At 47.9% G+C, this 23,564-nt stretch carries 23 protein-coding genes and 1 tRNA gene; 13 read left to right on the top strand and 11 right to left on the bottom strand.

Annotated elements, in window-relative coordinates:
• Positions 1-74 precede the first annotated feature (74 nt).
• Positions 75-1,055, bottom strand: coding sequence for an SAM-dependent methyltransferase (locus tag S7335_RS25960; protein WP_006454168.1), 981 nt, complete (start codon positions 1,053-1,055; stop codon positions 75-77).
• The gene (locus tag S7335_RS12590; protein ID WP_006456531.1) at positions 1,052-1,432 is read right to left on the bottom strand and encodes a hypothetical protein; all 381 of its coding nucleotides are present in this window, start codon (positions 1,430-1,432) and stop codon (positions 1,052-1,054) included. Before S7335_RS12590 ends, S7335_RS25960 begins: the two co-directional genes overlap by 4 nt.
• Positions 1,433-1,498: 66 nt before the next feature.
• On the opposite strand from S7335_RS12590, the gene S7335_RS12595 reads away from it, so the two are divergent.
• The 4 genes from S7335_RS12595 (at position 1,499) to S7335_RS12610 (ending at position 6,509) form a co-directional block, all read left to right on the top strand.
• Positions 1,499-3,127, top strand: a complete 1,629-nt coding sequence (locus S7335_RS12595) for a carotenoid oxygenase family protein (RefSeq protein ID WP_227499993.1) — start codon at positions 1,499-1,501, stop codon at positions 3,125-3,127.
• Positions 3,128-3,310: 183 nt separating this feature from the next.
• Complete coding sequence (locus S7335_RS12600; RefSeq protein ID WP_006454041.1) at positions 3,311-4,099, top strand: DUF1350 family protein; 789 nt, start codon at positions 3,311-3,313, stop codon at positions 4,097-4,099.
• A 173-nt stretch (positions 4,100-4,272) separates the two neighbouring features.
• Positions 4,273-5,877: a flavin monoamine oxidase family protein gene (locus tag S7335_RS12605; protein ID WP_006455723.1), complete on the top strand. Its 1,605-nt coding sequence runs from the start codon at positions 4,273-4,275 to the stop codon at positions 5,875-5,877.
• A gap of 101 nt (positions 5,878-5,978) precedes the next feature.
• Entirely contained in the window at positions 5,979-6,509 is a 531-nt protein-coding gene (locus tag S7335_RS12610; protein ID WP_006454643.1) for a RidA family protein, read from the top strand.
• A 56-nt stretch (positions 6,510-6,565) separates the two neighbouring features.
• Here S7335_RS12610 and S7335_RS12615 read toward each other — a convergent pair whose 3' ends face one another.
• On the bottom strand, positions 6,566-7,516 hold the full coding sequence (locus S7335_RS12615; protein WP_038016183.1) for an aldo/keto reductase: 951 nt from the start codon (positions 7,514-7,516) through the stop codon (positions 6,566-6,568).
• 427 nt (positions 7,517-7,943) lie between these two features.
• Between S7335_RS12615 and S7335_RS12620 the strand changes: the two genes are divergently transcribed.
• The 3 genes from S7335_RS12620 (at position 7,944) to S7335_RS12630 (ending at position 10,758) form a co-directional block, all read left to right on the top strand.
• Positions 7,944-8,993 (top strand): PstS family phosphate ABC transporter substrate-binding protein, encoded by a 1,050-nt coding sequence (locus S7335_RS12620; RefSeq protein ID WP_038016185.1) that lies wholly within the window; start codon positions 7,944-7,946, stop codon positions 8,991-8,993.
• A gap of 607 nt (positions 8,994-9,600) precedes the next feature.
• Positions 9,601-10,269 carry a PD-(D/E)XK nuclease family protein gene (locus S7335_RS12625; protein ID WP_006454967.1) on the top strand — a complete coding sequence of 223 codons (669 nt, stop codon included), beginning with the start codon at positions 9,601-9,603 and terminating at the stop codon, positions 10,267-10,269.
• 132 nt (positions 10,270-10,401) lie between these two features.
• A complete protein-coding gene (locus S7335_RS12630; RefSeq protein WP_006455851.1) occupies positions 10,402-10,758 on the top strand; it encodes a phage holin family protein in 357 nt (118 codons plus the stop codon).
• Positions 10,759-10,778: 20 nt separating this feature from the next.
• Here the strand turns inward: S7335_RS12630 and S7335_RS12635 are convergent, their stop codons facing one another.
• Together S7335_RS12635 and S7335_RS12640 are read right to left on the bottom strand one after the other, a co-directional pair.
• Entirely contained in the window at positions 10,779-13,166 is a 2,388-nt protein-coding gene (locus S7335_RS12635) for a Tex family protein (RefSeq protein WP_006456457.1), read from the bottom strand.
• 187 nt (positions 13,167-13,353) lie between these two features.
• On the bottom strand, positions 13,354-14,124 hold the full coding sequence (locus tag S7335_RS12640; RefSeq protein WP_050765858.1) for a COP23 domain-containing protein: 771 nt from the start codon (positions 14,122-14,124) through the stop codon (positions 13,354-13,356).
• Positions 14,125-14,320: 196 nt separating this feature from the next.
• Between S7335_RS12640 and S7335_RS12645 the strand changes: the two genes are divergently transcribed.
• From S7335_RS12645 to S7335_RS12655, 3 genes are all read left to right on the top strand, one after another.
• Positions 14,321-16,276 carry a S9 family peptidase gene (locus S7335_RS12645; protein ID WP_006457709.1) on the top strand — a complete coding sequence of 652 codons (1,956 nt, stop codon included), beginning with the start codon at positions 14,321-14,323 and terminating at the stop codon, positions 16,274-16,276.
• On the top strand, positions 16,248-16,598 hold the full coding sequence (locus S7335_RS12650; protein WP_006456751.1) for a DUF6737 family protein: 351 nt from the start codon (positions 16,248-16,250) through the stop codon (positions 16,596-16,598). Before S7335_RS12645 ends, S7335_RS12650 begins: the two co-directional genes overlap by 29 nt.
• Positions 16,599-16,794: 196 nt before the next feature.
• Positions 16,795-17,871, top strand: a complete 1,077-nt coding sequence (locus S7335_RS12655) for a class I fructose-bisphosphate aldolase (protein WP_006457564.1) — start codon at positions 16,795-16,797, stop codon at positions 17,869-17,871.
• Positions 17,872-17,990: 119 nt separating this feature from the next.
• On the opposite strand, the gene trpA is transcribed toward S7335_RS12655, so the two are convergent.
• The 3 genes from trpA to ndhL are packed head-to-tail and all read right to left on the bottom strand — an operon-like array spanning position 17,991 to position 19,384.
• A complete protein-coding gene (gene trpA / locus S7335_RS12660; protein ID WP_006457217.1) occupies positions 17,991-18,785 on the bottom strand; it encodes a tryptophan synthase subunit alpha in 795 nt (264 codons plus the stop codon).
• Positions 18,785-19,114: a DUF3007 family protein gene (locus S7335_RS12665; RefSeq protein ID WP_038016187.1), complete on the bottom strand. Its 330-nt coding sequence runs from the start codon at positions 19,112-19,114 to the stop codon at positions 18,785-18,787. The genes trpA and S7335_RS12665 overlap by 1 nt, the downstream gene beginning before the upstream one ends.
• Positions 19,115-19,147: 33 nt before the next feature.
• Positions 19,148-19,384 (bottom strand): NAD(P)H-quinone oxidoreductase subunit L, encoded by a 237-nt coding sequence (ndhL, locus tag S7335_RS12670; protein WP_006454993.1) that lies wholly within the window; start codon positions 19,382-19,384, stop codon positions 19,148-19,150.
• 251 nt (positions 19,385-19,635) lie between these two features.
• On the opposite strand from ndhL, the gene S7335_RS12675 reads away from it, so the two are divergent.
• Positions 19,636-19,719 (top strand) — tRNA-Leu (locus tag S7335_RS12675).
• Positions 19,720-19,929: 210 nt separating this feature from the next.
• Positions 19,930-20,151, top strand: a complete 222-nt coding sequence (locus tag S7335_RS12680; RefSeq protein WP_006455138.1) for a hypothetical protein — start codon at positions 19,930-19,932, stop codon at positions 20,149-20,151.
• A 102-nt stretch (positions 20,152-20,253) separates the two neighbouring features.
• Here S7335_RS12680 and larC read toward each other — a convergent pair whose 3' ends face one another.
• Positions 20,254-21,552, bottom strand: a complete 1,299-nt coding sequence (gene larC, locus S7335_RS12685) for a nickel pincer cofactor biosynthesis protein LarC (RefSeq protein WP_006457438.1) — start codon at positions 21,550-21,552, stop codon at positions 20,254-20,256.
• A 154-nt stretch (positions 21,553-21,706) separates the two neighbouring features.
• Here larC and S7335_RS12690 point away from each other — a divergent pair, with 154 nt between their 5' ends.
• A complete protein-coding gene (locus S7335_RS12690) occupies positions 21,707-22,366 on the top strand; it encodes an L-threonylcarbamoyladenylate synthase (protein ID WP_006455566.1) in 660 nt (219 codons plus the stop codon).
• A gap of 150 nt (positions 22,367-22,516) precedes the next feature.
• Here the strand turns inward: S7335_RS12690 and S7335_RS29495 are convergent, their stop codons facing one another.
• Positions 22,517-22,873: a response regulator transcription factor gene (locus tag S7335_RS29495; RefSeq protein WP_227499994.1), complete on the bottom strand. Its 357-nt coding sequence runs from the start codon at positions 22,871-22,873 to the stop codon at positions 22,517-22,519.
• Between the two features lie 42 nt (positions 22,874-22,915).
• Positions 22,916-23,224, bottom strand: coding sequence for a response regulator (locus S7335_RS29500; protein WP_006455645.1), 309 nt, complete (start codon positions 23,222-23,224; stop codon positions 22,916-22,918).
• Positions 23,225-23,564 lie beyond the last annotated feature (340 nt).

Consider the following 23,564-nt stretch of genomic DNA (forward strand, 5'->3'; position numbering starts at 1 on the left):
ATAAAAAGAGCAATAAAACTGCGTTCATACTTCAGAATAAAGAAACGACCTGCAATAAGTACAGCAACTCAGTATCACTTCTTGTGCTTTCTATCCTTTTTGAGGGTAGCAAAGCCACCTAGCACATTTCCAGATAAAAGTCCAGATGCAGCCCTACCTGCAGGCTCTGGTTTCTCACCAATCCAAGACTCTATCGTTTGTACCTTATCAAGTGATAAACCAGTATTCGCAATGATATCTACTAAGCCAGCCTCGACGCCTTTAGATACTTCTAATCCAAAACGCAGAGGCTCACCAATCATGTTGAATACAGCCGTTCCTAGCCTAGTTCTTTCATCGTTCACTAACGCTTCTGAAAAGAAATCAAAGGCGATCGCACTTCCATCCCCACAAACTTGATTCATCAGTGCAAATCCCTTCTCAACCTCAGCTTTCGTTAGGTAATAAGTCACGCCTTCCCATAAAAAGAATGTTCGCTTTCCTAAATTGAATCCGCCTGAAATTAGTCCCTGCATCCAGTCTTCATCAGCAAAGTTGACTGTGACAAAATGCACGTTGCCGATATCGATACCGCTTTGCTTTAAAGCTTGTTTCTTCACGGCTTGGGTTTCTATTTGATCGACTTCAAACAGCCCTAAATCTCGCCCTCGACAATACTCGTACAGACGGGTGTCAAATCCTGCACCTAGAATTACGACCTGTTCTACAGACACTAAGGCTACTGACAACGCTTGGTCAAAAAAGACTGTGCGATCTCTCAACATGCTCGCTAGGGTTCTCTCTGATGTCTTTGGTGGCGAGGCGATCGCTAACCAGTCGGCAACCCCTATTGCTAGCAAAACTGGACCCATACCTGCACACAATAAGCTGTAGCTTTGCCCAAAGAGTACCTGCACTAGCCGAGCTGCACTGGCATCAGGGCGTCTGCCTTGCCAATGCATCATCCATCGCACTAACAAAGGAACCAGTGCCGTTATCGAGAAATGTTTATTTAAGAAGGAATCTTCTGGCAACAGTTCTATAAAAGTGCTGCCGACGCGTCTAGTGCTGTTCATGCTTTTGACTGTGGTTTGAGCTCCGCGCTCGCTGTAGGCGTAGCTTTTGTATCAGCGCTAGTTTTATTTGCTTGGACGATTTCCTGTAACCCTATCGTCCCGACGAAGAAGACATAGACGCCCGCTTGAAGCGGTTTCATCAATTTAGGAGATGGCCTCCTAAACGTTAGAACAGCGGCAATAAATCCTTCTATTAAGTGGATGACAAGCGCAACGTTGGCGATCGCACTGACCTTATGCCAAAACGGTTTGTCTAGGTATGTAGGCAGCACGCTGAACAGCTGCCACAGCCATAGCCCCATGCCTGCTATCACCAAAGTAGAAGCCACAATCTTGATTGCTGTGACTCGTGAAGAACCATCTGATGAATTCTGCACAACGGTACACGTTAATGAATAGATAAACCACTATCCTAAGTCATTCACAGCTCTATCGGTTTCTTTGTGTCTTCAGCGCCTCCATATTCACAGCCCTCTAGTTTGCTTCAGGCACCGCTTCCTCCCAATAGCATTGCATGGGGAAAGCAGGGAGAAGGTAAGGCGTTAAAAGATGTACAGCAAGCTGCTTGGAACGCCGCCTTTCAATCTCAGCTCCAAGAATTTGAGTATGAAATCACCCATATTGAAGGAGAGATTCCTGACGAACTTAGAGGATCGACTCTTTTTCGCAACGGACCTAGCCGGTTTGAACGTGGTCAGCAGAGAGTTTCTCACTACCTAGATGGAGATGGCTATCTGGCCAAAATTACTTTTACCCGCGAAGGTAAAGTGCATTTTACCTCTCGCTTTATCAGCACTGCTGAGCACAAGCTCGAAGAGACTACCAACGCATTTCAGTTTCGTACTACCTTCGGTAATCCACTCAAACATCCGCTTTCGCTTCTGCTAGATCTACATCTCAAAAATCCTGCTAACACCCATATCGTTGCCTGGGGTGACAAGCTACTGGCCCTATACGAAGCAGGCGCACCTTACCGCATCGACCCCCACACCCTAGAAACGCTTGGTCTCGAAACCCTGAGCGGTGAGCTAAACTCCAATCCCCTACCCCGTTCTAGACTAGGTGCTCTTCTCCGGCGCCGAGGTCAGCAGGCTATGACTGCTCACCCCCATATCGATCCAGCTAGCAACAGACTGATCACCTGGACCTGGGGTATTCAGGTAAATCTTCACAAGCCTAATAGTCTGAACCTAGAAATCATCGAATACGACTCAAACTGGCAGTCGCTTAGTCTCACCACGCACGAAATGCCTAGTGCGGTAGTCAATCCTCACGACTTCGCTTTAACACCCAACTATTATATCTTCTTCCAAAACGCCTTCAGCCTCAGAATCCTCGACTACTTACTGGGTCGAAAGTCTCCTGCTGATTGTCTCACGCTAAAGCCTATACCTACCAAGGTGCATCTCATTCCTCGCCCTGATGGCAGTAAAGCAGGAAACGCTCCCCTTGTTTTAGATACTGAACAGTGGTTTTCTATTCATCAAGCTTGTGCCTGGGAAAACGCAGATGGGAGTGTTGAAATTTATAGCTCCGGCTGGCCTGCTACAACCGGCGGTTTTCTCACTAGCTGGAGTGGCTATGCCCCAGACTTTGATGCTATCGCACCTACCTTTCTCTACCATACCCAGATTTATCCCTCTACCCAAACCGTCACTCATCGAATTACACCCGCTCTCGAAAACTATTGCATTGCTCATCCTCACACCAATACCCAAACCGAAACTCAGCCTAGCCAATATCTTTACATGGCATACTGCAACAATATTGGCCAATCCTCTCCACCTACTGGCTACTTAAAATACAACACCCAAACACAAGAGATAGAGACCTGGAACGCTCATCCGCTCAACTTTGCCGAAGAACCTGTCTTCGTCCCTCATTCACAAGGTAATAAAGACGACGGATGGTTGTTGTGCTTGATGTACGATCATTTGCGCGATCGCTCTGCCCTTAATATATTCGACACGACTAAGCTATCTACCGGCCCCATCTGTCGGCTATGGCTAACTCATCCGCTGGCTCACGGTCTTCACGGCTCTTGGGTCAAAGCAACCTACCCACCTGCCTAGAATATTCAGATCCTCTCATGTTCCGTTCTCACTAGAAGTCGCTTGTCTTCAGGAAGCATCCTGTGCTGAGGGCTAACACAAGCTACTTTGTTATGAGATATGTTTACCCTGTCGCGATCACTCATTCGAGGCTGAAAGTCACTAGAATAGGACTATTAAACAGGCAAGGCTTTTATAGATTCTATGTATTGGCAAGAGGTTTCTGGCAATTGGTTCCTAGTACCCAAACAGCCCAAAGCGATTGTTCATTTTCTAGGCGGAGCCTTTGTGGCAGCGGCCCCACATCTGACGTATCGATGGTTGCTAGAAGCGCTGTACCAAGAAGGCTATGCGGTGATCGCGACGCCATTTGTCAATACATTTGATCACGGTGCGATCGCCTCAGAAACACTCACAACCTTCAACCAAGGTATGGTCTTCTTACGCAAACAGCGCCCAGAACTACAAGATTTGCCGATCTACGGCTTAGGTCACAGCATGGGTTGTAAGGTCCATCTTCTGATTGGCAGTATGCTCTTGGCCTCAGACCAAACTCCCCGTGTCGGTAACATTTTTATCTCATTTAACAACTACCCAGCCCGCAAATCTATTCCCCTGCTAGAACAGTTTACTCAGCTCGTTCCTGACTTTCAGCTAGATACTCGTTTGGAATTTGTCCCTAGCCCAGAACAGACTTTGGAGCTGATAAATACTCACTACAGCACACCCTACAATCTGTTACTAAAGTTTCGCAACGATACGATCGATCAAACCCGTCCGCTAAGCGACGTTCTGATCAAGCGTTTTCCAACAACGACGACTGTTAGAATTCTAAGAGGTAGCCATACTACGCCTATTGCTCAAGATGTTCAGTGGGAAGCGAACAGTTCATTTAGTCCCTTTGATGCGATTGGTCAGTTTGTAAAGCAAGAGTTCTATCGAGACATTAAGCAGCTCAAAGTAGAGATCTTGTATTGGTTGAAAGGAGAATAGCAGTTCTTGATCGAAATAACGAGACGAGGCAATCTATCGCGAAGCCGGCTTTAGAACTATTTAGTAATGTAAATTACAGGTATCTCAGTATCGCTTTAGTCGCCTAGTAAACAGTTTTTCAGTCGCCTATCTCGTACTCTTTGAAGCTAGATGTTCTGTTGGAGATCTCGCTTATGCCCCTTCCGCCTTTACGTCCGGTGAGTTCTTCAAGACGTAGATTCCTAAAGCTTGTAGGTAGAGCAGGGGGAACAGCCGCTGTGCTAACAACGATGAAGGAGATGGGCTTGCTAGCATCTGCTGACGCTGTTGAAAAGCCACAGTTGCGCGCCCAGCAGGGAAATGGGATTCGCGTCGTAATCCTGGGTGCAGGGCTAGCAGGGATGACAGCAGCCTATGAGCTGCGGAAAGCAGGCTACGACTGTCAAATACTAGAGGCACGTGATCGCGCAGGGGGACGCTGTCAAACGATTCGAGGCGGCGATGTTGTCGTAGAGACTGAGAGTTCTCAAACCTGTTCTTTTGACGAAGGCTTGTACTTTAATCCGGGGCCAGCCCGCATCCCCTATCACCATACCGCTGTACTGGGCTATTGCAAGGAATTTGGAGTTCCGCTAGAGGTCATTGTGAATGAGAATAGGGCCACTTATTTTCAAGACGACAAAGCCTTTGGAGGGCAACCCATTCTCAATCGCCGGGTAGTGAATGATAGCCGAGGTTATATCTCTGAGCTACTAGCTAAGGCAATTAGTCAAAATTCTCTCGATCAAGAAGTTTCTGACTTAGATCAAGAGCGATTGATGAGCTTTGTCAAAAGCTTCGGTAGCTTAGGTGATGACTATCGCTATACCGGGAGTTCACGGGGCGGCTATATCACCGGCCCAGGCGCTGGCACGGCGGTTGGAGAATCGTTCGAACCATTAGGCTTAGCCCCGTTGCTAAGCTCTGATTTCTGGGACTACAAGCTTCACTTTGGCGAGGGCTATACTCAAGCGGCTACTATGCTAAAACCGGTTGGAGGCATGGATAAAATTGCCCAAGCTTTTGAGTCTCAGGTCAGTGATTTAATTGAATACAGCGCCCCAGTTAGCCAAATTAGAAAAACACCAGAGGGCGTAAGCATTATCTATAGCAGCGGCGATGGAACAGAAAAAGAGCTGGCGGCAGACTATGCGATTTGTACGTTTCCGCTATCAGTGCTGGCAAAGATAGATGCGGACTTTTCTCCAGCGGTACAAGCTGCAATTGAAGAAGGGGGGAGCAGCTATGCTAATGCAATTAAAGTTGCTTTTCAAGCCAACCGCCGCTTCTGGGAAGAAGATTACAATATCTACGGCGGTATCTCTTGGACAGAGAAAGACATTACACAGATCTGGTATCCCTCTAGCGGTTTTCAGAGTAACCATGGAATTATTGTGGGTGCCTATATTTGGGATAATCCAATCGGTAATGCCTGGGGCCTACTATCGCCTGCAGAGCGCATGGCCAAAGCAATTGAAGAAGGCAGCGCAATTCATCCTAACTATGCTGAGGAAGTGTCGGCAGCACAGGGTATTTCGATCGCTTGGGAGAAAGTACCGTTTAGCGACGGGGGTTGGGCTGAGTGGGAAGATGAACAGCGAGAAGCCGCTTACCGAATCCTGCTACAGCCAGATGATTCTATTTTCCTTGCAGGCGAGCATTTAAGCTATTTGACCGGATGGCAAGAGGGCGCTGTACAATCAGCGTTGCTAGCTGTGAAAGGCGTTGCAGATCGAGTAGCCCAAACTGCTGATGGATAAGTTAGTAGCTGCAAAGGAATCTTTGTTCTTGAGACTGAAGCGCTAGGATAAGGCCCGCTTAGATGATGTTTGTTGGTAGATCTATTGTGAGGATTGGTTTTATGTTGTGGAAAAGAGTTGTTTTAGGTGTGTTGATAGCTGTGGGTCTGTGCTTGGGTTTGGTCACCGGTGTATCAGCGCAAGATACGATGACAGGGGCGATGACAGATGTTGTCAGGTATCCAATTCCTGGTTCGGATTTTCCCATCTCTCAAGCGGTTGAGCTACCAGCCGATGCTACCTTAGTCTATCTCAGCGGACAGGTGCCAGCTGTGGTGGATGAAACCGCTGAGGGGGGTACAATTGCGGCATTTGGTAATACTGAGACTCAGACACTCACCGTTCTTGAAAAGATTCAAGACATCTTAACTAGTCTAGATCTGACAATGAGTGACGTAGTGAAAATGCAGGTATTCTTGGTCGGCGATCCAGAGATGGATGGAGTCATGGACTTTGCTGGGTTTATGTCAGGCTACACTCAATTTTTTGGAACGGAAGCACAGCCAAATCTACCTTCGAGATCAGCGATGCAGGTAGCCGGTCTAGCGAATCCAGGTTGGCTAGTAGAAATTGAGGTGGTGGCTGTACGCTAGTGTGCTTTGGGCGGTTGAGGTTTAGCCTATACCATATAGCTAAAAGTCTGATGTCCTTACGACCAAAAGTCTGAGCCCTCGTAAGTGACACCAGGGATGTACCAGTCGCTGACATTGACGTAGCGATGTTGAATGCCGATGTTATCTAGAGCAGTTCTCGCATCAGAAGAAAGCGTGTGCTCAACGGCAGCTAGGTTCTCAGAAATTCGTTTAGCGTTTGTCGATTTTGGGATGACGATTGTACCTCGATCTAATGCCCAAGCAATGAGGAGCTGAGCGGGAGAGAGATTCTCTTCGGTAGCGATCGCTTTAACATCTTCGTTCTCTAGCAGGGGCGGTTCGTCTTTTGCTTTCAAACTAGCAGGGCGATCGCCTGAACCTAGTGGCGAATATGCCGTCACATGGATACCCTGGTCATGACAGTAGTCCAACAGCTCGTTCTGAGGATTGTAGGGATGCATTTCTACCTGATTAATCGCTGGAACAATACCAGCTTCTGCAATCACCTTCTCTATCTTTGAAATACTAAAGTTCGAAACACCCACACTCTTAACTAGCCCTTGCTCACGCAGTTGTGACATGGCTTCAAATGTTTTAGATAGTGGCAGTTCGCTCAGCGAGTAGAAATCATCAGCACTATTGTGCTGGGATTTTCCGGGCTTGAAGGCAACTGGCCAATGCATGAGGTAGAGATCAAGGTAGTCTAGTCCAAGTGCGTCAAGACTTTCTTTACAGCCTTTCTCAACCGCTTCGGGCTGATGAAAAGTATTCCACAGCTTTGAGGTGACAAAAAGCGAGTCGCGAGCGATCACCCCTGCTTTTATAGCCTCACTGATACCTGCTCCGACCGCCTGCTCGTTCTGATAGATCCAAGCGGCATCAACATGGGTATAGCCGACTGTCAACGCTTCTGCGACTGCTTTACTCACCTCACCTTTGGGCGATTTCCAAGTGCCCAAGCCAAAGGCAGGCATAGTATTTCCGTCGTTGAGCGTAACTGTTCTCATAGATTTCTTTGTTTTCTTTGTCGCTTTTCCTAAGGACGTTCAGTCCAGCAACGATCAAATTACGGGCTCTTTGCCGATTGATCAACTTCCCTAAGACATACTTTCGTGCCTTCGTTTTAGCATCTAGATAACTGAATAACCGAAGAGCTATCGCCAACAAGATACAAGAAAGTTTGTATCTCTCTATACTTTGCTTGTTTTTTCAAATGGTTGTGAAAGTCTTATTCTAGCGGCGTTTCAGCTATCTCTTTAAACGGCTGCGCTCAAAAACTTGTGTATACTCTTCACTACTTGGCTGAAATCGGCTTCTATGATTTTGATGAGGTTCGCTTTGATCAGATACTTTGCAGAGTATTAGGCGGTTCTACCACGCATGGAAGTTAGTTGATATTCATCCAGTTGACATTCACTTAGGGGTGTTGCAGCTATGAGAAAAACTTACAACAGGTTCGCTATTCTCTTATTAGGCCTTTCAGCTACTGTTAGTTGTTCTACACCGTCTACAACGCCATTAGCAGACAGTGCCCCTCCCGATCTTGAGGCGATCGCTAGCAGCGAACCTTTGAACATAGATGGCTCTAGTACTGTCTACCCAATCACACTGGAGATGGCGGAAAGATTTAAGCAAGCCAAGCCAGACAGCCCCGCAATTTCTGTTAATTTTTCGGGAACAGGCGGTGGATTTGAGAAATTCTGTGCAGGTGAGACAGATATTAGCGATGCGTCTCGTCCGATCAGCCCTGAAGAAATGGCAGCGTGTAAAGCTAACGGCGTTGAATACATCGAACTACCCGTGGCTTTTGATGCCCTGACGGTTGTTGTCAATGCTGAAAATACTTGGGCCGAAGAGATTACCCTAGCAGAACTTCAAACCCTTTGGCAGGCTGAAGCTGAAGGCGAAATCACTCGCTGGAGCCAAATTAGAGCCGATTGGCCTGACGAACCCATCACGCTCTATGGTCCCGGTGAAGAGTCAGGTACGTTTGACTATTTCACAGAGGTCGTTGTCGGTGAAGAGGGGGCTAGTCGCACGGACTACACTGCGAGCGAAGATGATGATGAGCTGGTTCAAGGCGTACGCTCAGAAGTAAATGCGCTGAGCTACTTTGGCTTTGCCTACTACAGAGATGCCGAGAAGAGCCTGAAAGCGCTGGCTGTTGATAGCGGTGATGGTCCAGTTGAGCCTACGGGAGAGACCCTTCGCTCGGGTGAATATCAACCGCTTTCTCGGCCGCTGTTTATCTATGTTAGAGCCGATGGGCTAGAGGAAAACTCGGCGCTCAGCTCATTTGTTGAGTATTATCTAGCGAACGCTCGTACCGTAGTTGATGATGTCGGCTATGAGCCACTGCCGAATGAAGCCTATGCGATCGCGCTCGATCATCTCACAGAGCGTAAGGTGGGCAGCGTGTTTGAAGGCAAGGCCCAGTTTGATCTAACCATTGAGCAACTACTAGAGAAAGAGGCTGCTTTCTAAGGGCTAGGGTAGTCGCAAACAGATCAGAAGATCCCTGCTAAGTACTAGTGACTGGTGTCTTCACCTTTCTCATACTGTCAACCATAAGAAGCTGTCTCTACTAGGGCGATTAAGGTGGTTGGGCTAGTGAGGAGTACCTACTGTTCAATTCCGATCTCTATTAAACTTGGCACTTGTTCTTACGCCGTGTTGAAAAAGCTCTCTTCTGGCAAGAACAACACGACAAATTCTGGCGCAGGCTAAACATATCTCTACCAGACTACCGCCCAAGAGGCCTAGAAACAGTTGCAAGAACCCAGTACAGGCTTGCTAACGAAGCCTATTACTCTCTGGCGACGTAAAACCAGTAGAATAAAAATGATATAAAAGACAGCTTGCTGTGGTAACGATTTCTGGACGGATTAACAAGATCAGGACTAATGATTTTATGGAGAGCTTACACAGACAATCTGTCTATCTGCTATCGGTTGGAAAACCATTGAGAAATGCAGGGCGATACAGAAGATCATCGTTCTACTCGTATTGCCCATAACCGAAAACCATTCGTGATGTCCGTCAATAGATGAGTCTTTACAACAGTCTTCAGATTTAGAAGTATATCCTTTTCATGCTTGAGCTGCCCTATTACAAAGCCAAACAGGTTTCTGTCGATCGCAAGCGGCATTATGAGATAGAAGGCTATTGCTATCCGGGCATCACGACGATTCTTTCAGCAACCAAGCCCTATGAGGAGAAAAAGAGACTTTGGGATTGGCAAGATCGGATTGGCAAGGCAGCAGCTCAAAAGATCACGACAACTTCTGCCCGCTCTGGTACTCGTATTCATAAAATTATTAAGTCGCACCTCAAACAAGAACCTTATCAGCTACCAGAGGGGCTAGACGGCTTTTGGAGTTCGATAGAGCCTGTGCTGGCAGAGATCGACGAAGTGCTGCTAGTGGAGGGGGCGGTATGGCATCCGCTAGAGTTTGCGGGCTACCCGGATGCAGTGATGATCTACGATGGCGAACTCTGTGTGTGCGATTGGAAAACAGCGCGTCGGCCAAAGCAGATAGAGTGGATTAGCGACTATTGCATGCAGGTAGCGGCCTATTGCTATGCAGTGAATTGGGTATACCGTGATACAGGTATCAAGATAGAAAAAGGGATGATTGCGATCGCGCTAGAAGAGCATCCCGCTCAAATCTTCACACTCGGCTCCGACGATTTGTTCTACTACTGGCGAAACTTTCAGCAGCGACTTAGGCAATACTATCGGGAACGCGACTCTCGCTGAACGAGCGGATAGTGAATAGCTCGATTTGCTATTGCCTATGATAAAATCCCGATAGCTCGTTCATTGCTTTCTACCTATATTTGTATCTTATAAAAGCTTACAGCTAGCTAGCTAACCTAGAGGATCCGACCTATGCCCTCGCTGATTATCACCTGGATTGCAATAACTATCACATTCATTATTCTGACTAAGTTGCCTACAGGTATTGAAGCCGACAACTTTGGTAAAGCAGGTATTGCAGCGTTAGTTTTTGGGCTGCTAAACGCACTCTTTGGCTGGTTCATCAACAACGCAGTGATCAACTTCTTAACGCTGGGAATCGTTGGACTAGTCGGAAACACTATTTTGTTTGCACTCTCTGCTTTCCTGGTCCCAGGATTTAGGCTGCGAAAAGGAATTCTGAGCGCTGTGCTAGGTGCGTTAGGAATTGTATTTATCAACGGAATTGTTCTAGCTATCCTAAGTGCGGTACTTCCCGGTGGGGCGTAGGAATTTTTTAGAAATATTTCTTAGGGTCTACGGCGATTGAATCTGTTCTTAAGATCTTCCGGGTTGAAAGTAGACTGATTGGATTTTTTCTGTTGCCTAGTCTTAGGTTGATGCGCGTCTGTTTTCTTTCTGGGGATAGGCTTTTCAACCGCACTATTTCGCACTGCACTATTGGTTCTCACTGCACTATTGGAGCTTTTCACTGAATTATCAACTTGCCCAGTGTTAGCTTGTTGCCGAGTAGATTTGCTCGCCTGGCCGTTACCGTCTAGTCGCATGCTTAGACCAATACGCTTTAATTTCTCTTGAACCTCCATCACCTGAACGTTCACTACCTGCCCAACCTGCACAATCTCTTTCGGGTCACTTACATAGCGATCGCTCATTTGGGATACATGCACTAGTCCATCTTGATGTACGCCAATATCAACAAACGCACCAAAGTTGGCCACATTAGTCACTACGCCTTCTAGTACCATGCCACTACGCAGATCGCTAATCTCGTTCACGCCGGTCGCAAACTGTGCGTAAGTAAACTGGGCTCTAGGATCTCTACCTGGCTTTTCTAGCTCGCTGAGAATATCTCTTAGTGTCGGTTCTCCTACTTTCTCGCTGACGTAGCGCTTGAGCGATAGCTGTTTGAGCTTTTCACCGGCTTGAGGAATATCCTTTAAAGGCAGCTGCAAGTCCTTGGCCATTGTCTTTACCAGACCATAGCTCTCGGGATGGACAGCAGTATTATCTAGTGGATTGTCCCCGTCTCGAATCCTAAGAAACCCAGCAGCTTGTTCGTAGGCTTTCGGGCCGAGCTTGCCAACTTTAAGTAGGCTCTTGCGATCGCGAAATCGACCATTCTCGTCTCTAAAGCTGACAATATTGTTTGCGACTGTCGAACTAACACCTGATACATACTGCAATAGCTCTTTTGAAGCTGTGTTTAAATCCACGCCGACATAGTTCACACAGCTTTCGACGGTATCATCTAGCTTTTGCTTCAGCCGCTTTTGATCAACGTCATGTTGATACTGGCCAACGCCGATCGATTTCGGATCAAGTTTAACCAGCTCAGCTAAAGGATCTTGTAGACGGCGACCGATGCTAATAGCCCCGCGCACGGTGATATCTAGATCGGGAAATTCTGCGATCGCGCTTTCACTGGCCGAATAGATAGACGCGCCCGATTCACTGACCATGACCTTGACTGGCGGTTTGTCTAGCGGCGTGAGCACTTCAGCGACAAACTCATCCGTTTCGCGGCTAGCGGTACCGTTTCCGATCGCTATCAGCTCGATATTGTGCGTTGAAATCAAACGAGTCAGGGTGGTGATTGCTTTTGCCCGCTGCCCCTCACCCGAATGAGGATAGATCGCCTCATACTCTAAAAACTGCCCGGTTTCACTGATAGCTGCTACCTTGCACCCGGTTCGAAAGCCCGGATCGATGCCTATTGTCGGCTTCATCCCCGCGGGCGCGGCTAGCAGCAAATGACGTAGATTCTCGGCAAAGGTTTGAATCGATTCTTCATCAGCTTGGGCTTTCTTCTCAGCAATTACTTCGTTCGTCAGCGCTGTTTTCATTAGCCGATTGAAACCATCTTTGACCCACTGGGCGTAAAAATCACGCAGCGTTCGATCAGAGGTTCTCAATTGACTCTTTAGCAAGTACGCTAGAATCTCATCCTCATCAAAGCTCAAAGATAGCTTTAGAATGCCTTCCTTATCTCCTCGCAGCAGCGCCAGTAGATTGTGGGAGGCGATCTTGCTTACAGGCCTCTGATAGCTGCGGTACATCTCATATTTTGTTGTGCCCTCAAGATGAGTCGATTTGATCTTCGAGGTGAACAGTCCCTTGGATAAGAAAAACTGACGAACATAGGCGCGCAAGCTGGCCTGCTCTGCCATCGTCTCCGCTAGGATATCAGCAGCGCCTTTGAGAGCAGCGTCTGTCGTAGGAACTTCGTCGCAGAGATAAGGTTTGGCGATCACCTCTAAATCTGTGACAGATTGAGCACTCTGGTTTAATCGTGAAATTGCTTGGGCAAGCGGCGCTAGTCCTTGTTCTTTTGCAATCGTTGCCCTCGTTCGGCGCTTGGGCTTATAAGGTAAGTAAAGATCTTCTAGCTCGGTTTTGCTCTGCGAGCCTTCAATCTTAGCTTTCAACGATGGCGTAAGTCTATCCTGCTTAGCAATTACCTCCAAGATAGTTTGCTTTCGATCTGCTAGCTCTGTTAGATAGTCATATCTCTCGGCAATTTGTCGTAACTGAATTTCGTCTAGTTCGCCAGTTCGCTCCTTCCGATAGCGAGCAATAAATGGCACCGTTGCCCCTTCAGAAAACAAAGACAACGCAGCCTCTACCTGTGTTGTTTGAACTGAGAGTTCTTGAGCAATCAGTTGAGCAGCGTTCATAGGGCTAGTAGAAACATTGGCTCGAATTCTATCATTACTTCCAAGACAAGCTAAAGAGGCTAGCAGTAGAGACGTCCTTCGTTCCTACTGCTAGCTGTCTCCTATAAGAAAGCACACTCTACAAGCCGCTTAGCAAACTTAGCAAACTAAAAGGGATAGTTTGATTCAATAAATTAGTCGCTACACACTAGCGGAAATTGTCAGGATTGAGAGAACCATTAGGGCCAGATGTAGGACCAGATGGTTGAGCCAAGGCGGTACCGGTGCCACCATCAGCAGGTGAGAGGAATGGCTTTAGATTTATGCCATTGCTAGTAGAGGTACTATCAGGTACCGATGAGGGGGCATCACCAGTAGGAAAGTTGCCAATGATACTACCAATCTCACCCAGTATATCGTTGTTGTTATTGCCAGTAAATGTAGTGACAACAGTGGTTTCGCTACCTGCGTCGGCGACAGAAAGATTGTCAAAGACGCGATCACGCGTTACCACCGGATTCTGGCCTCTAGGCACCGTGAAGACTATCTTGCATTGTCCAGGTGATTGTTCGGTTGTCGCACAGACGATATCGTAGCCGTTTTCCATTCCGACTTGAAGTTCAACGAGTCCTTCAGGGCGGTAGGATTCTAGGCGATCGCTGATGGCGAAGCATCGCTTTTCAGCACTCCAGCCACCACCCATCCGTGTAGGCGATGCCCATTTGTAAGCTCGACCTGGCTGATTCTCAGGTAGATACATCACTGTGTACTGACCGTCTACGATCTGACACTCAAACCGGGGATCGCTAGTAGCTGTTGGGGTTTCTTGCCCTTCTGGCTCAACTTCAGGCAGAGGCGGCGGCGGAATTTGGGCGTGGCTAGGGGCGGCAGTCGTTGCGATCACGCTCAAGAGCATGCCTGTGAGCAAAAGAGTCCGGCTCAAGCAGCCGCGGCCGGGGGTCGTGCAAGAATCGAGCATAGCGGAGGTTCTCTATAGGTTCTCTACAGTTCAGTTTTTAAGGGCAGTCTTAGGGCCCAAGCGTATGCCTACCCTAGCGTAACGAGCTTTTCTTTCGGTTTTGAAGTGGACAGTCCGCGTCAACTTTCATAATTGGTCTTGGCTATTTGTCAGCTCCTGACGCTAAGCTCGAAGACGTTATGCAAGCTGTAGACCTATGGTTCAAACGATCCCTCATGGCTCTTGGAAGTCGCCGATTACTTCAGATCTGATTGTCTCTAGTTCTATTCGCCTTGGCGCTGCTAGGCTAGATGGCCCAGATATCTATTGGAGTGAGCTACGGCCAACCGAAGGTGGAAACCAGCGAATAGTCCGCTACGGTCCAGAAGATCCGTTGGGCAGCGTCACCGAGATTACGCCTGCGAGCGTGAATGTGCGAACACGGGTGCATGAGTATGGCGGGGGCGCGTATGTGATCCACCAGGGAACGGTTTACTTTTCTAACTTTGCAGATCAAAGGCTCTATTGTCAGCGGGCCGGGGAAGACCCCTTTGCTATAACGCCCGCTGTAACGCCTGCGGCAGGACTGCGCTATGCCGATATGGTGGTTGATGCTGCCAGAGAACGGCTAATTTGTGTGGTAGAGGACCATCGTCAGTCTGGCGAAGCGATTAATGCGATCGCCACTGTTCCTCTATCTGGTGGTCTCCCAAAGGTTATTGTCAGCGGTAATGACTTCTATTCTTCGCCTCGGCTTAGCCCCGATGGTACAGCGCTAGCATGGATTACCTGGAATCATCCTCAAATGCCTTGGGATGGTACCGAGCTGTGGCTAGCAGAGATTACAGAGGATGGCAGCCTCAGTCATCCTCGCCATCTAGTTGGCAACACAAAAGAATCGGTTTGCCAGCCCAAATGGTCCCCAGCTGGGACACTGCACTTCATTAGCGATGCCACTGGCTGGTGGAACCTGTATCGATGGGAAGGCGAACGAGGAGAGCCGCTTTTTCCAATGGAAGCAGAATTCGCTGGGCCTCAGTGGAGCTTTGGTCAAAGCAGCTATGGCTTTGTAGACAATCGCCATATCCTCTGTACCTATCAGTATCAAGGCGAAACCAAATTAGCTGAGCTGAATACTTTGGCACGCTCTATGGACGAAATCGCCGTTCCCTATTCGGGGATCGGTAGCCTGCAAGTCGGCAGGGGCTATGCTGTTTTTCTAGGAGCTAGTACAGATAGACCTAGTGCGCTGGTTCGGCTCAATCTAGAAACCGCACAGATAACCGAAGTTCGTCGCTCTAGCAGTCTGGAAATTGATCCAGGCTATCTATCTAAGCCTACGGTCATTTCTTTCCCGACGACAGGCGGATTCAATGCCTATGGCATCTACTATCCGCCGCAGAACAAAGACTTCGAAGCCTCGGTTACTGAGCGCCCCCCTCTACTAGTCAAAACGCACGGCGGTCCGACTGCTTCTGCCTCTAGCGCGCTCAATCCGTCTATTCAGTATTGGACCAGTCGCGGGTTCGCAGTGCTAGATGTCAACTACGGGGGCAGTAGTGGCTATGGACGTGCCTACCGCAATCGCCTGCAAAAAAGATGGGGCATTGTCGATGTTGACGATGCCGTTAACGGCGCGCTGTATCTGGTAGAGCAGGGAAAAGCGGACCGCGATCGCCTAGCAATTGATGGTGGGAGTGCAGGTGGCTATACGACGCTAGCTACACTCACCTTTCGCGACGTGTTCAAAGCAGGGGCGAGCTACTATGGCGTTAGTGATATGTCTAGTCTGGCTGCAGAGACACACAAGTTTGAATCGCGCTATCTAGATAGCTTGGTTGGTCCATATCCAGCAGAGAAGTCCGTGTATGAAGCGCGATCGCCTATCAATGCAGTCGATCAGCTTTCCTGTCCAATCATCTTTTTCCAGGGGAGTGAGGATAGAATCGTGCCGCCAAACCAGGCGGAAACTATGGTCAACGCACTAAAGCAGAAAGGCATTCCGGTTGCTTATCTTTTGTTTGAAGGAGAACAGCATGGCTTTAGAAAAGCAGAAAATATCAAGCGGGCACTAGATGCAGAGCTTTCTTTCTATGCCCAAATTTTTAGCTTTGAGCTAGCAGACAATATTGAGCCAGTAGACATTGCCGGAATCGATAGCTGGACGAAATAAGGTAGTCAATTCAAAGAACGAAAAAGAGATAGAAGAACGAGAGAAATCAGGAGAAGCTGCTTTGAATCAAGAATCGAAGTCTAAGACGCCTACCTCAATCTGGCAGACAAAGCCGTGGTGGTGCCAGCCATGGTCCATTGTGCTAACTGGCGTAGCGGTTCCGAGCGCATCTTGGCTGCTGCTGCATCGGCTATGGATTACGCTGCCCGTAGCTGTAGCGATCGCACTCTGGTGGCTGCTGTTCTTAGTTTTGGTGCCCGCTCAATATGCTCAATATGCTACGGCGCTACAGGACACGGCAGGCAGCTCTGTAGAGGGCTGACTTATGCCGGACTTACCTTATGTTGGACTTATATAGATGACGATAGAGAATGGCAGCAAAAGACTGACACCTGGAGATTAACGACGAAGGATATGACTAGATCAGTCTTTGTGAGGATTCTTAGAGTGTTCTCATTCACCTATTCAAAAATCGTACACACTTAAGATCTAAAGCGTATCAACCAGCAAGAGGTCCCATGGTAACGACTCTTTCTAGACCTAATTCTATTGTCGATCTACTAGGTAAGGAAGCCGATTCTTTACTGCAGCATGAGGCCAAAGTCTCCAAAGACCTGCTGCACTTACCTGGCTCGGATTGGGTAGATCGAATCTTTGCACAAAGCGATCGCAATCCCCAGGTGCTGCGTAGTCTTCAGCAGCTCTACTCAACTGGTCGGCTAGCCAATACTGGCTATCTTTCTATCCTGCCTGTCGATCAAGGTCTAGAGCACTCGGCTGCAGCTTCTTTTGCCCCCAACCCTATCTACTTTGATAGTGAGAACATCGTGAAGCTAGCTATCGAAGGCGGCTGTAATGCGGTTGCTACTACCCTAGGTGTGCTTGGCTCTATCTCTCGCAAGTATGCTCACAAAATTCCTTTTATCGTTAAGCTCAACCACAACGAACTGCTCAGCTATCCCAACACTCACGAGCAGATTATGTTCGCCTCCGTAGAGCAAGCTTGGAATTTAGGAGCTGTTGCTGTCGGTGCTACTATCTACTTCGGCTCTTCTGGATCACACCAGCAGATCCAAGAAGTCCGTAAAGCTTTTGCCCGGGCTCACGAACTAGGCATGGCTACTATCCTCTGGTGCTACCTGCGCAACGATGTCTTCAAGCAGGACAAAGACTATCATTTGGCTGCTGATCTAACCGGGCAGGCAAACCATATCGGTGTCACTATCGAGGCCGACATCATCAAACAAAAGCTGCCAACTGTCAACAACGGCTATGGCGCAGTCAATGAAATCGAGAGCTATGGCAGAACCGATCCTAGGGTTTATTCCGAGCTTTCTAGCGACCATCCAATTGATTTGACTCGCTATCAGGTTCTCAACTGCTATGCGGGCCGCGCCGGACTAATCAACTCTGGAGGCTCGTCTGGTGATAGCGACTTTGCCGACGCTGTTCGTACTGCGGTGATCAATAAGCGAGCCGGAGGCTGCGGACTGATCTCTGGCCGCAAAACTTTTCAGCGTCAGATGGAAGAGGGTGTCAAGCTATTTCATCTAATTCAGGACGTTTATCTCTCTTCTGATATAACGGTTGCTTAAAAGATCTTAAGAAGTCTTTTTGTATGCTTCTTGGGTGTGGTGAACGCCAGGAGCTGTCGTGTTAATGGCTTCTGGTCGCTATACGGTAGTTGTTCGATCATTTGTACCCAGCCGTGGCACTACTCGATTGCTGTCTTTAGCTGAGCACAAAACTCACTAATAGAAGCAAGCCCTTCTTCTGGCGTACCCGACGACAAACGCTTGACGATCGCACTACCTACAATCACACCATCCGCACCCCAATCTTTCAATTGTTTTGCCTGAGATGGTTCTGAGACGCCAAAGCCTACCCCAACAGGTTTGTTCGTCGCGCTATGCAACTCAGCGATGAGTCCTTCGACGCGAGTGGCCACTTCTTGACGAATGCCTGTCACTCCTGTGACGCTAACCAGATAGACAAAGCCTCGAGTCCGATGGGCGATCGCCTCAATTCGCTCGTTTGTAGAAGTCGGTGCTACTAGCAGGATCACCGCAATGCCGATGCTATCTGCCACTTTCAACAGATAATCCATCTCTTCGAGGGGCAGATCTGGCACAAGTAGTCCGCGAGCGCCAGCGGCATAGATATCTTTTAAGAACTTCTCGATACCTCGATTCAATATCGGGTTGTAGTAGGTGAAGAGAACCAGCGGAGCTGATAGCTTAGGCGCTACTTCCGCAACGAGATCGATCACCGCTTCTAAAGTCACCCCTCGGTTCAAAGCTCTAGTTGCCGCCGCCTGAATGGTTGGACCATCTGCTAGCGGATCGGAATAGGGAATTCCTAGCTCAATAATATCTGCACCGTTTTGATCGAGTAACTGCAGTGCTTTGGCGGTAGTTGCTAAGTCAGGATCACCTGCGGTGATAAAGGGAATTAGGGCGCATTGATTGCGATCGCGCAATTCGTCAAATTTCTCTTGAATAGACACCATCACTCACTTATTCCTTGCTGAGCTTCTTCTAGCCGCTCTTTTTCTACCTCTGCCTGAAGTGCTGCTAGTTCCTCCGGACTCATCTCTTCTAGCCGCTTTTGTAACACCGCTTCTTCGTAGTCCTCTAGCTGCTGGTAGTAGGTCATTTTCTTACCGGCAGCGCGGACTACATAAGTTGCCGTCCAGCCTAGCAGCCCAGCTATAAAAACCACCTGACTCCAAATTCCAGCAGACAAACCGTCCATCCCGGCCCAGCTGAAAACTAGATATAGCAAGCCGCCTGCCGCGAAGACGCCGATGCCAATACCAATAACGTCAATTCTTCTCATCTGGGTTTCTCGCTGCCTCTGCTCGCAAGCGCCTTATACTTCACGCCGGTACGGACGGAAGTTCAAAAACGGACTTACTAGCAAGCACCCGGGGAAAAACACTAGCATTAATCCATAGCAGATTAACCGCTCAATCGAACTCGCTGCAGTCCAGCGCTGCTTTAGATACAGCATCAGCGCTACAGGTACCACAACTAAATACAGCCCGCCCAAAGCCACATATAAACCAAGAGCAACCAGCGCTGGAGATTCAAGACCAAGAAGTGTCATCGGTAAGCAGTTATCCTATCTAAAACCAGTCAAGTCTCTCTATATTAGACCCCCGACCGCAATTCTCGCGCGCCCTTAATCAGAAGTGCCTTCTTTGTACCCTGACTTCTTCCCCCTTAGAAGATCCCTTTCTCTAGAACAATTCACTAAAACCAGTTGCCAATCCGTCCGCTTGGTGGTGCAATAGACATCTGTGAGTACAATTCAGGCGATAGTAAACTCCTATTGACTGTTAACTCATAAACCCAAGAGGGGGCGTGGCGGAATGGTAGACGCTGCGGATTTAAAATCCGTTGATTGTAAAAATCGTGAGGGTTCAAGTCCCTCCGCCCCCATATAGCTTACAGGCGAGGCACTGTCCGGAAACGGGTTGAACACACATCCGGGCCAGTTAGATTTGGGCTATTTGGTTCTAGGCCATTTGATTCTAAGCCATAGAGAGAACACTCTAATATGATTGCCTAAACAGTCACTGGGCAATCTATGAATGATATCGATCAACTTTTGTGTTGTGACCAGTAGGCTTTTTAACAAGATACCAACCAATGGATAGCACTCAGCAGCTCTTGCAGGCCATAGTCGATTTACCAGATTCCCCAGATAAGAAGAAGTTAGTTAAAAAGTTTTTTGAAACACAAAAAGACCCTGCAAGCATAGCTCTCGCCCGGTACTACCTTCTCAAGTATGAAGAAAAGAAGAAGAAGCTAGAAGTGGCGCAACAGAGTTGTCAATCAGACCAAGCGGACGTTTATTCTCCCCCAATATAGAAATTGAACAACGAATATCTTCGTAAGTAGCCCTATATCAGTAGCCCTATAAACAATAACACCGTTTTTTTAGCACTACTTGAGCACTACTACTATGGTCGTCTAATCAACCGCCAAATCACTCTGATGAGCTGCCTCACAGTAAGCAACTGCAGCCGTCATCGCGGCCTGATGTACCACTTTCCAAGCAAGATTGAGCGATCGCGCTCTTTCAGCTACATCTTCATACTCTGGCTGTACATTCACGACTTTTCCGTTTATCCGTCCTAGCTTCACCATTATCTCTCCGTATATGGTTGAGACGCTAACCATTTCTCTCGATAAAGCAGTCCGCTTCTGCCAAGTACGACGGATTCCTAAAGTTGTTGTTTCATTAAACAGAATGGTCTCACAGTCAATAACCCTTGATTCTGGGCAGATAACGGTCAGTAGCGTCCCTAGCCGGTTCTTCTTCATAGCTATGCCTTGCGTAAAGACATCTACAGCCCCTGCTAAGAATAGCCGCTCGAAAACAAATCCAATTACCTGAGGCGAGCAGTCATCTATCTGAGTCCGCAGCTCTACGATAGTCTCAAGGCCATGAGTCTCAGTGGGATGGATATAGCTTGAGGAAACAGGCGGCTGATCGGAAGCTGTATCAGCAATAGTGCCAATCCACAGACGAAGGATATTAGGAATAGATAATTCTCGCCCGCCTGCACCAAGACCCACCTTCTGTAGCCTAAAGCTAGGCGGAGGACCGAATGATTCGGATAAGGTGATGGCGATCGCACAACCTGTGGGTGTGACTAACTCCTTCTCTATTCCATTGCTATACACCGGAACTTCTGCGGCTTCTAGCATATTGAGCACCGCTGGTACAGGTACCGGTAGCAGACCGTGTTCACAGCGCACTGTACCACCGCCTGTCGGTAGCGGCGAACAGACCAGATGATCGATATTCAACCAATCTAGGCCCAAACAGGTTCCGACAATATCAATGATTGCATCCGTTGCACCCACTTCATGAAAGTGAACCTGCTCGGGTGCAATGCTGTGAACACTAGCCTCTGCTGCTGCTAGCTTACCGAAAACAGAAAGGCTCCACTGAGTAGCGCGTTGCGGCAAATCAGCCTGTTGAATAAGCTTCTCTATCTCAGGCAGTTTACGCGTGCCGTGGTGATGGTGATGGTGGTGATGGTGTTTTTCAAGCGAATGCTCTGTTAGTTCGACATGAACCTTGGTAGCCGCTTGCTGGCTGCGCAAGACCGATTCAGCCTGTAGCTTAAACTCATCGTCTATACCTAGCTTGGCAAACTGTTCTTTTAGATAGTCTATCGGTACTCCTGCATCAACTAATGCGCCTAGACACATGTCGCCAGCAATTCCGGTCGGACAGTCGAAGTAGGCTAACGTTTTCATAAGCAATAGAAGGTAAGCATCTTTACTTACTCGAATAGGGGTAGAGATATTAAGTAATTGTCTATAGCGATCTTAATAGGTCTATCAATATCCAAGCTCAATCCTGCCTATTCTGTACGCTCCCTTTCCATTTTTCTTCTCCAGTTTTTTATCTATGGCTACCCTGTACGAAGTCCATCCGGTTACACCCGATCCTAGAACAATCAATGCATTGCGAGATGATCTTCGTCAGGGAGCAATTATGCTCTATCCCACGGATACGGTCTATGCTATCGGCTGCGACCTAAGTTCAAAGTCCGCGATTAAAAGAGTACGACAACTTAAACAGCTTTCCAACGACAAGCCATTGACTTTTCTGTGTGCCTCTCTATCGAACGTAGCTAGCTACGCCCACGTTACCGACCCTGCGTATAAAATTATGAAGCGTTTGATTCCAGGGCCTTACACTTTTCTTTTACCCGCGACCAAAGCAGTACCAAAGCTAGTGATCAATCCCAAAAGACGAACGACAGGTATTCGAGTACCCAACAGCCCACTGTGCCTATCACTGATAGAAGCGTTAGGCAATCCAATTATCTCAACTTCTGCTGCCTCTATTGTGAGTCGGTCGACAGAAGATGATATCGATACTCTGTCGAAGGTGATGCTGTTTGATCAGATAGAGAAGTTAGTTGATGTTGTCGTAGATAGTAATACTGAGCTTGGTCATCAGGTGTCTACTATTGTCGATGTAACAGATGGATCTCCGCTGGTGATACGTAGGGGACAAGGTTGGCAAGAAGCTATCGAATGGGGAGCAGAACTAGCAGACTAACCTTGCTTATTACTATGACAATCGATGTATGGACACTGTATGGACACCAGGTTGCCATAGCTCGATTTTGCAGACTAATCGCAGTCAGCACTCCTAACCTAATAATGAGTAATGAGGCCTAATAAAGGTAGAAAGTATCGTTAGAAAGACTCACCCGTTTTCTGCCGTTTCAGGGGGCTCAAACTTATAGCCAACCCCACGCACCGTTTGAATGAGTGTCGGTTGGGTCGTATCGATCTCAATTTTCTTTCTGATTTGACCGATATGCACATCGACTACTCTTTGGTCACCTACATACTCGTAGTCCCATACCTTCTGAATCAGTTCCGCCCGACGCCATACCCGGCCCGGATGTCCAGCTAGAAAATGTAGTAGGTCAAACTCTAGCGCAGTCAACGGTACTAAGTCATTCGCTAGGGTGACTTCACGACGGATTGGATCAATCGAGAGCTTGTTGAAGGTTAGGCGCTGCTGCTCAGCGATCGTCACAGGGCGTTGCCGTTTCAAAATGGCACCTAGCCTAACTTCCAACTCGCCCAGACTAAACGGCTAAGTGATATAGTCATCGGCGCCGGTGTGGAATCCGCGAATTTTGTCCGCCTCATCAGTGCGGCTTGTCAACATCAGCACGAACACGCCCGTTCGAGACTGCATTTCCTTACATAGGTCATATCCATTAGCATCAGGCAAGTTGACATCAAGAATCACCAAGTCAGGGTTGAATTGCTCGAAAATCGCGAGCGCAGTTTTCCCATCCTCAGCCGATTCCATCTGATAATCTTGTTTGGCTAAGAAGCGATGAATCAGGTTGCGAATAGCGGGTTCATCATCGACCACGAGGATTTTGGCATCGGCCATAATTTAGAATCCTGGTACTAAAGCAAATCAAAAGCAGACAAAACGGAATCTAGTAAACACCAGGTTCACTCAAGTTTAAAGTTTGAATAACCCAGTGCTTATCGCAGAAGAATCAATCAGTTTATGTGCCTTACATCCTAAGTTTGTGAAGCTTCAGCGTGATTTTTTTATAGCGCATCCACACCTTAGCAAGAAATTCATCATTTGCTCATGGGATTTTCGCGGAAAATTTACCTTAGCTTCATATATGATCTTTTCTATACCCAGTTTGAAAGCAGTCTTCAATACACTTAACAACTTTTATAGAAGTGATGACGCAATCGGAACTTTAGCTGCTATT

It is taken from the genome of Synechococcus sp. PCC 7335 (assembly GCF_000155595.1).
GTDB lineage: Bacteria > Cyanobacteriota > Cyanobacteriia > Phormidesmidales > Phormidesmidaceae > Phormidesmis.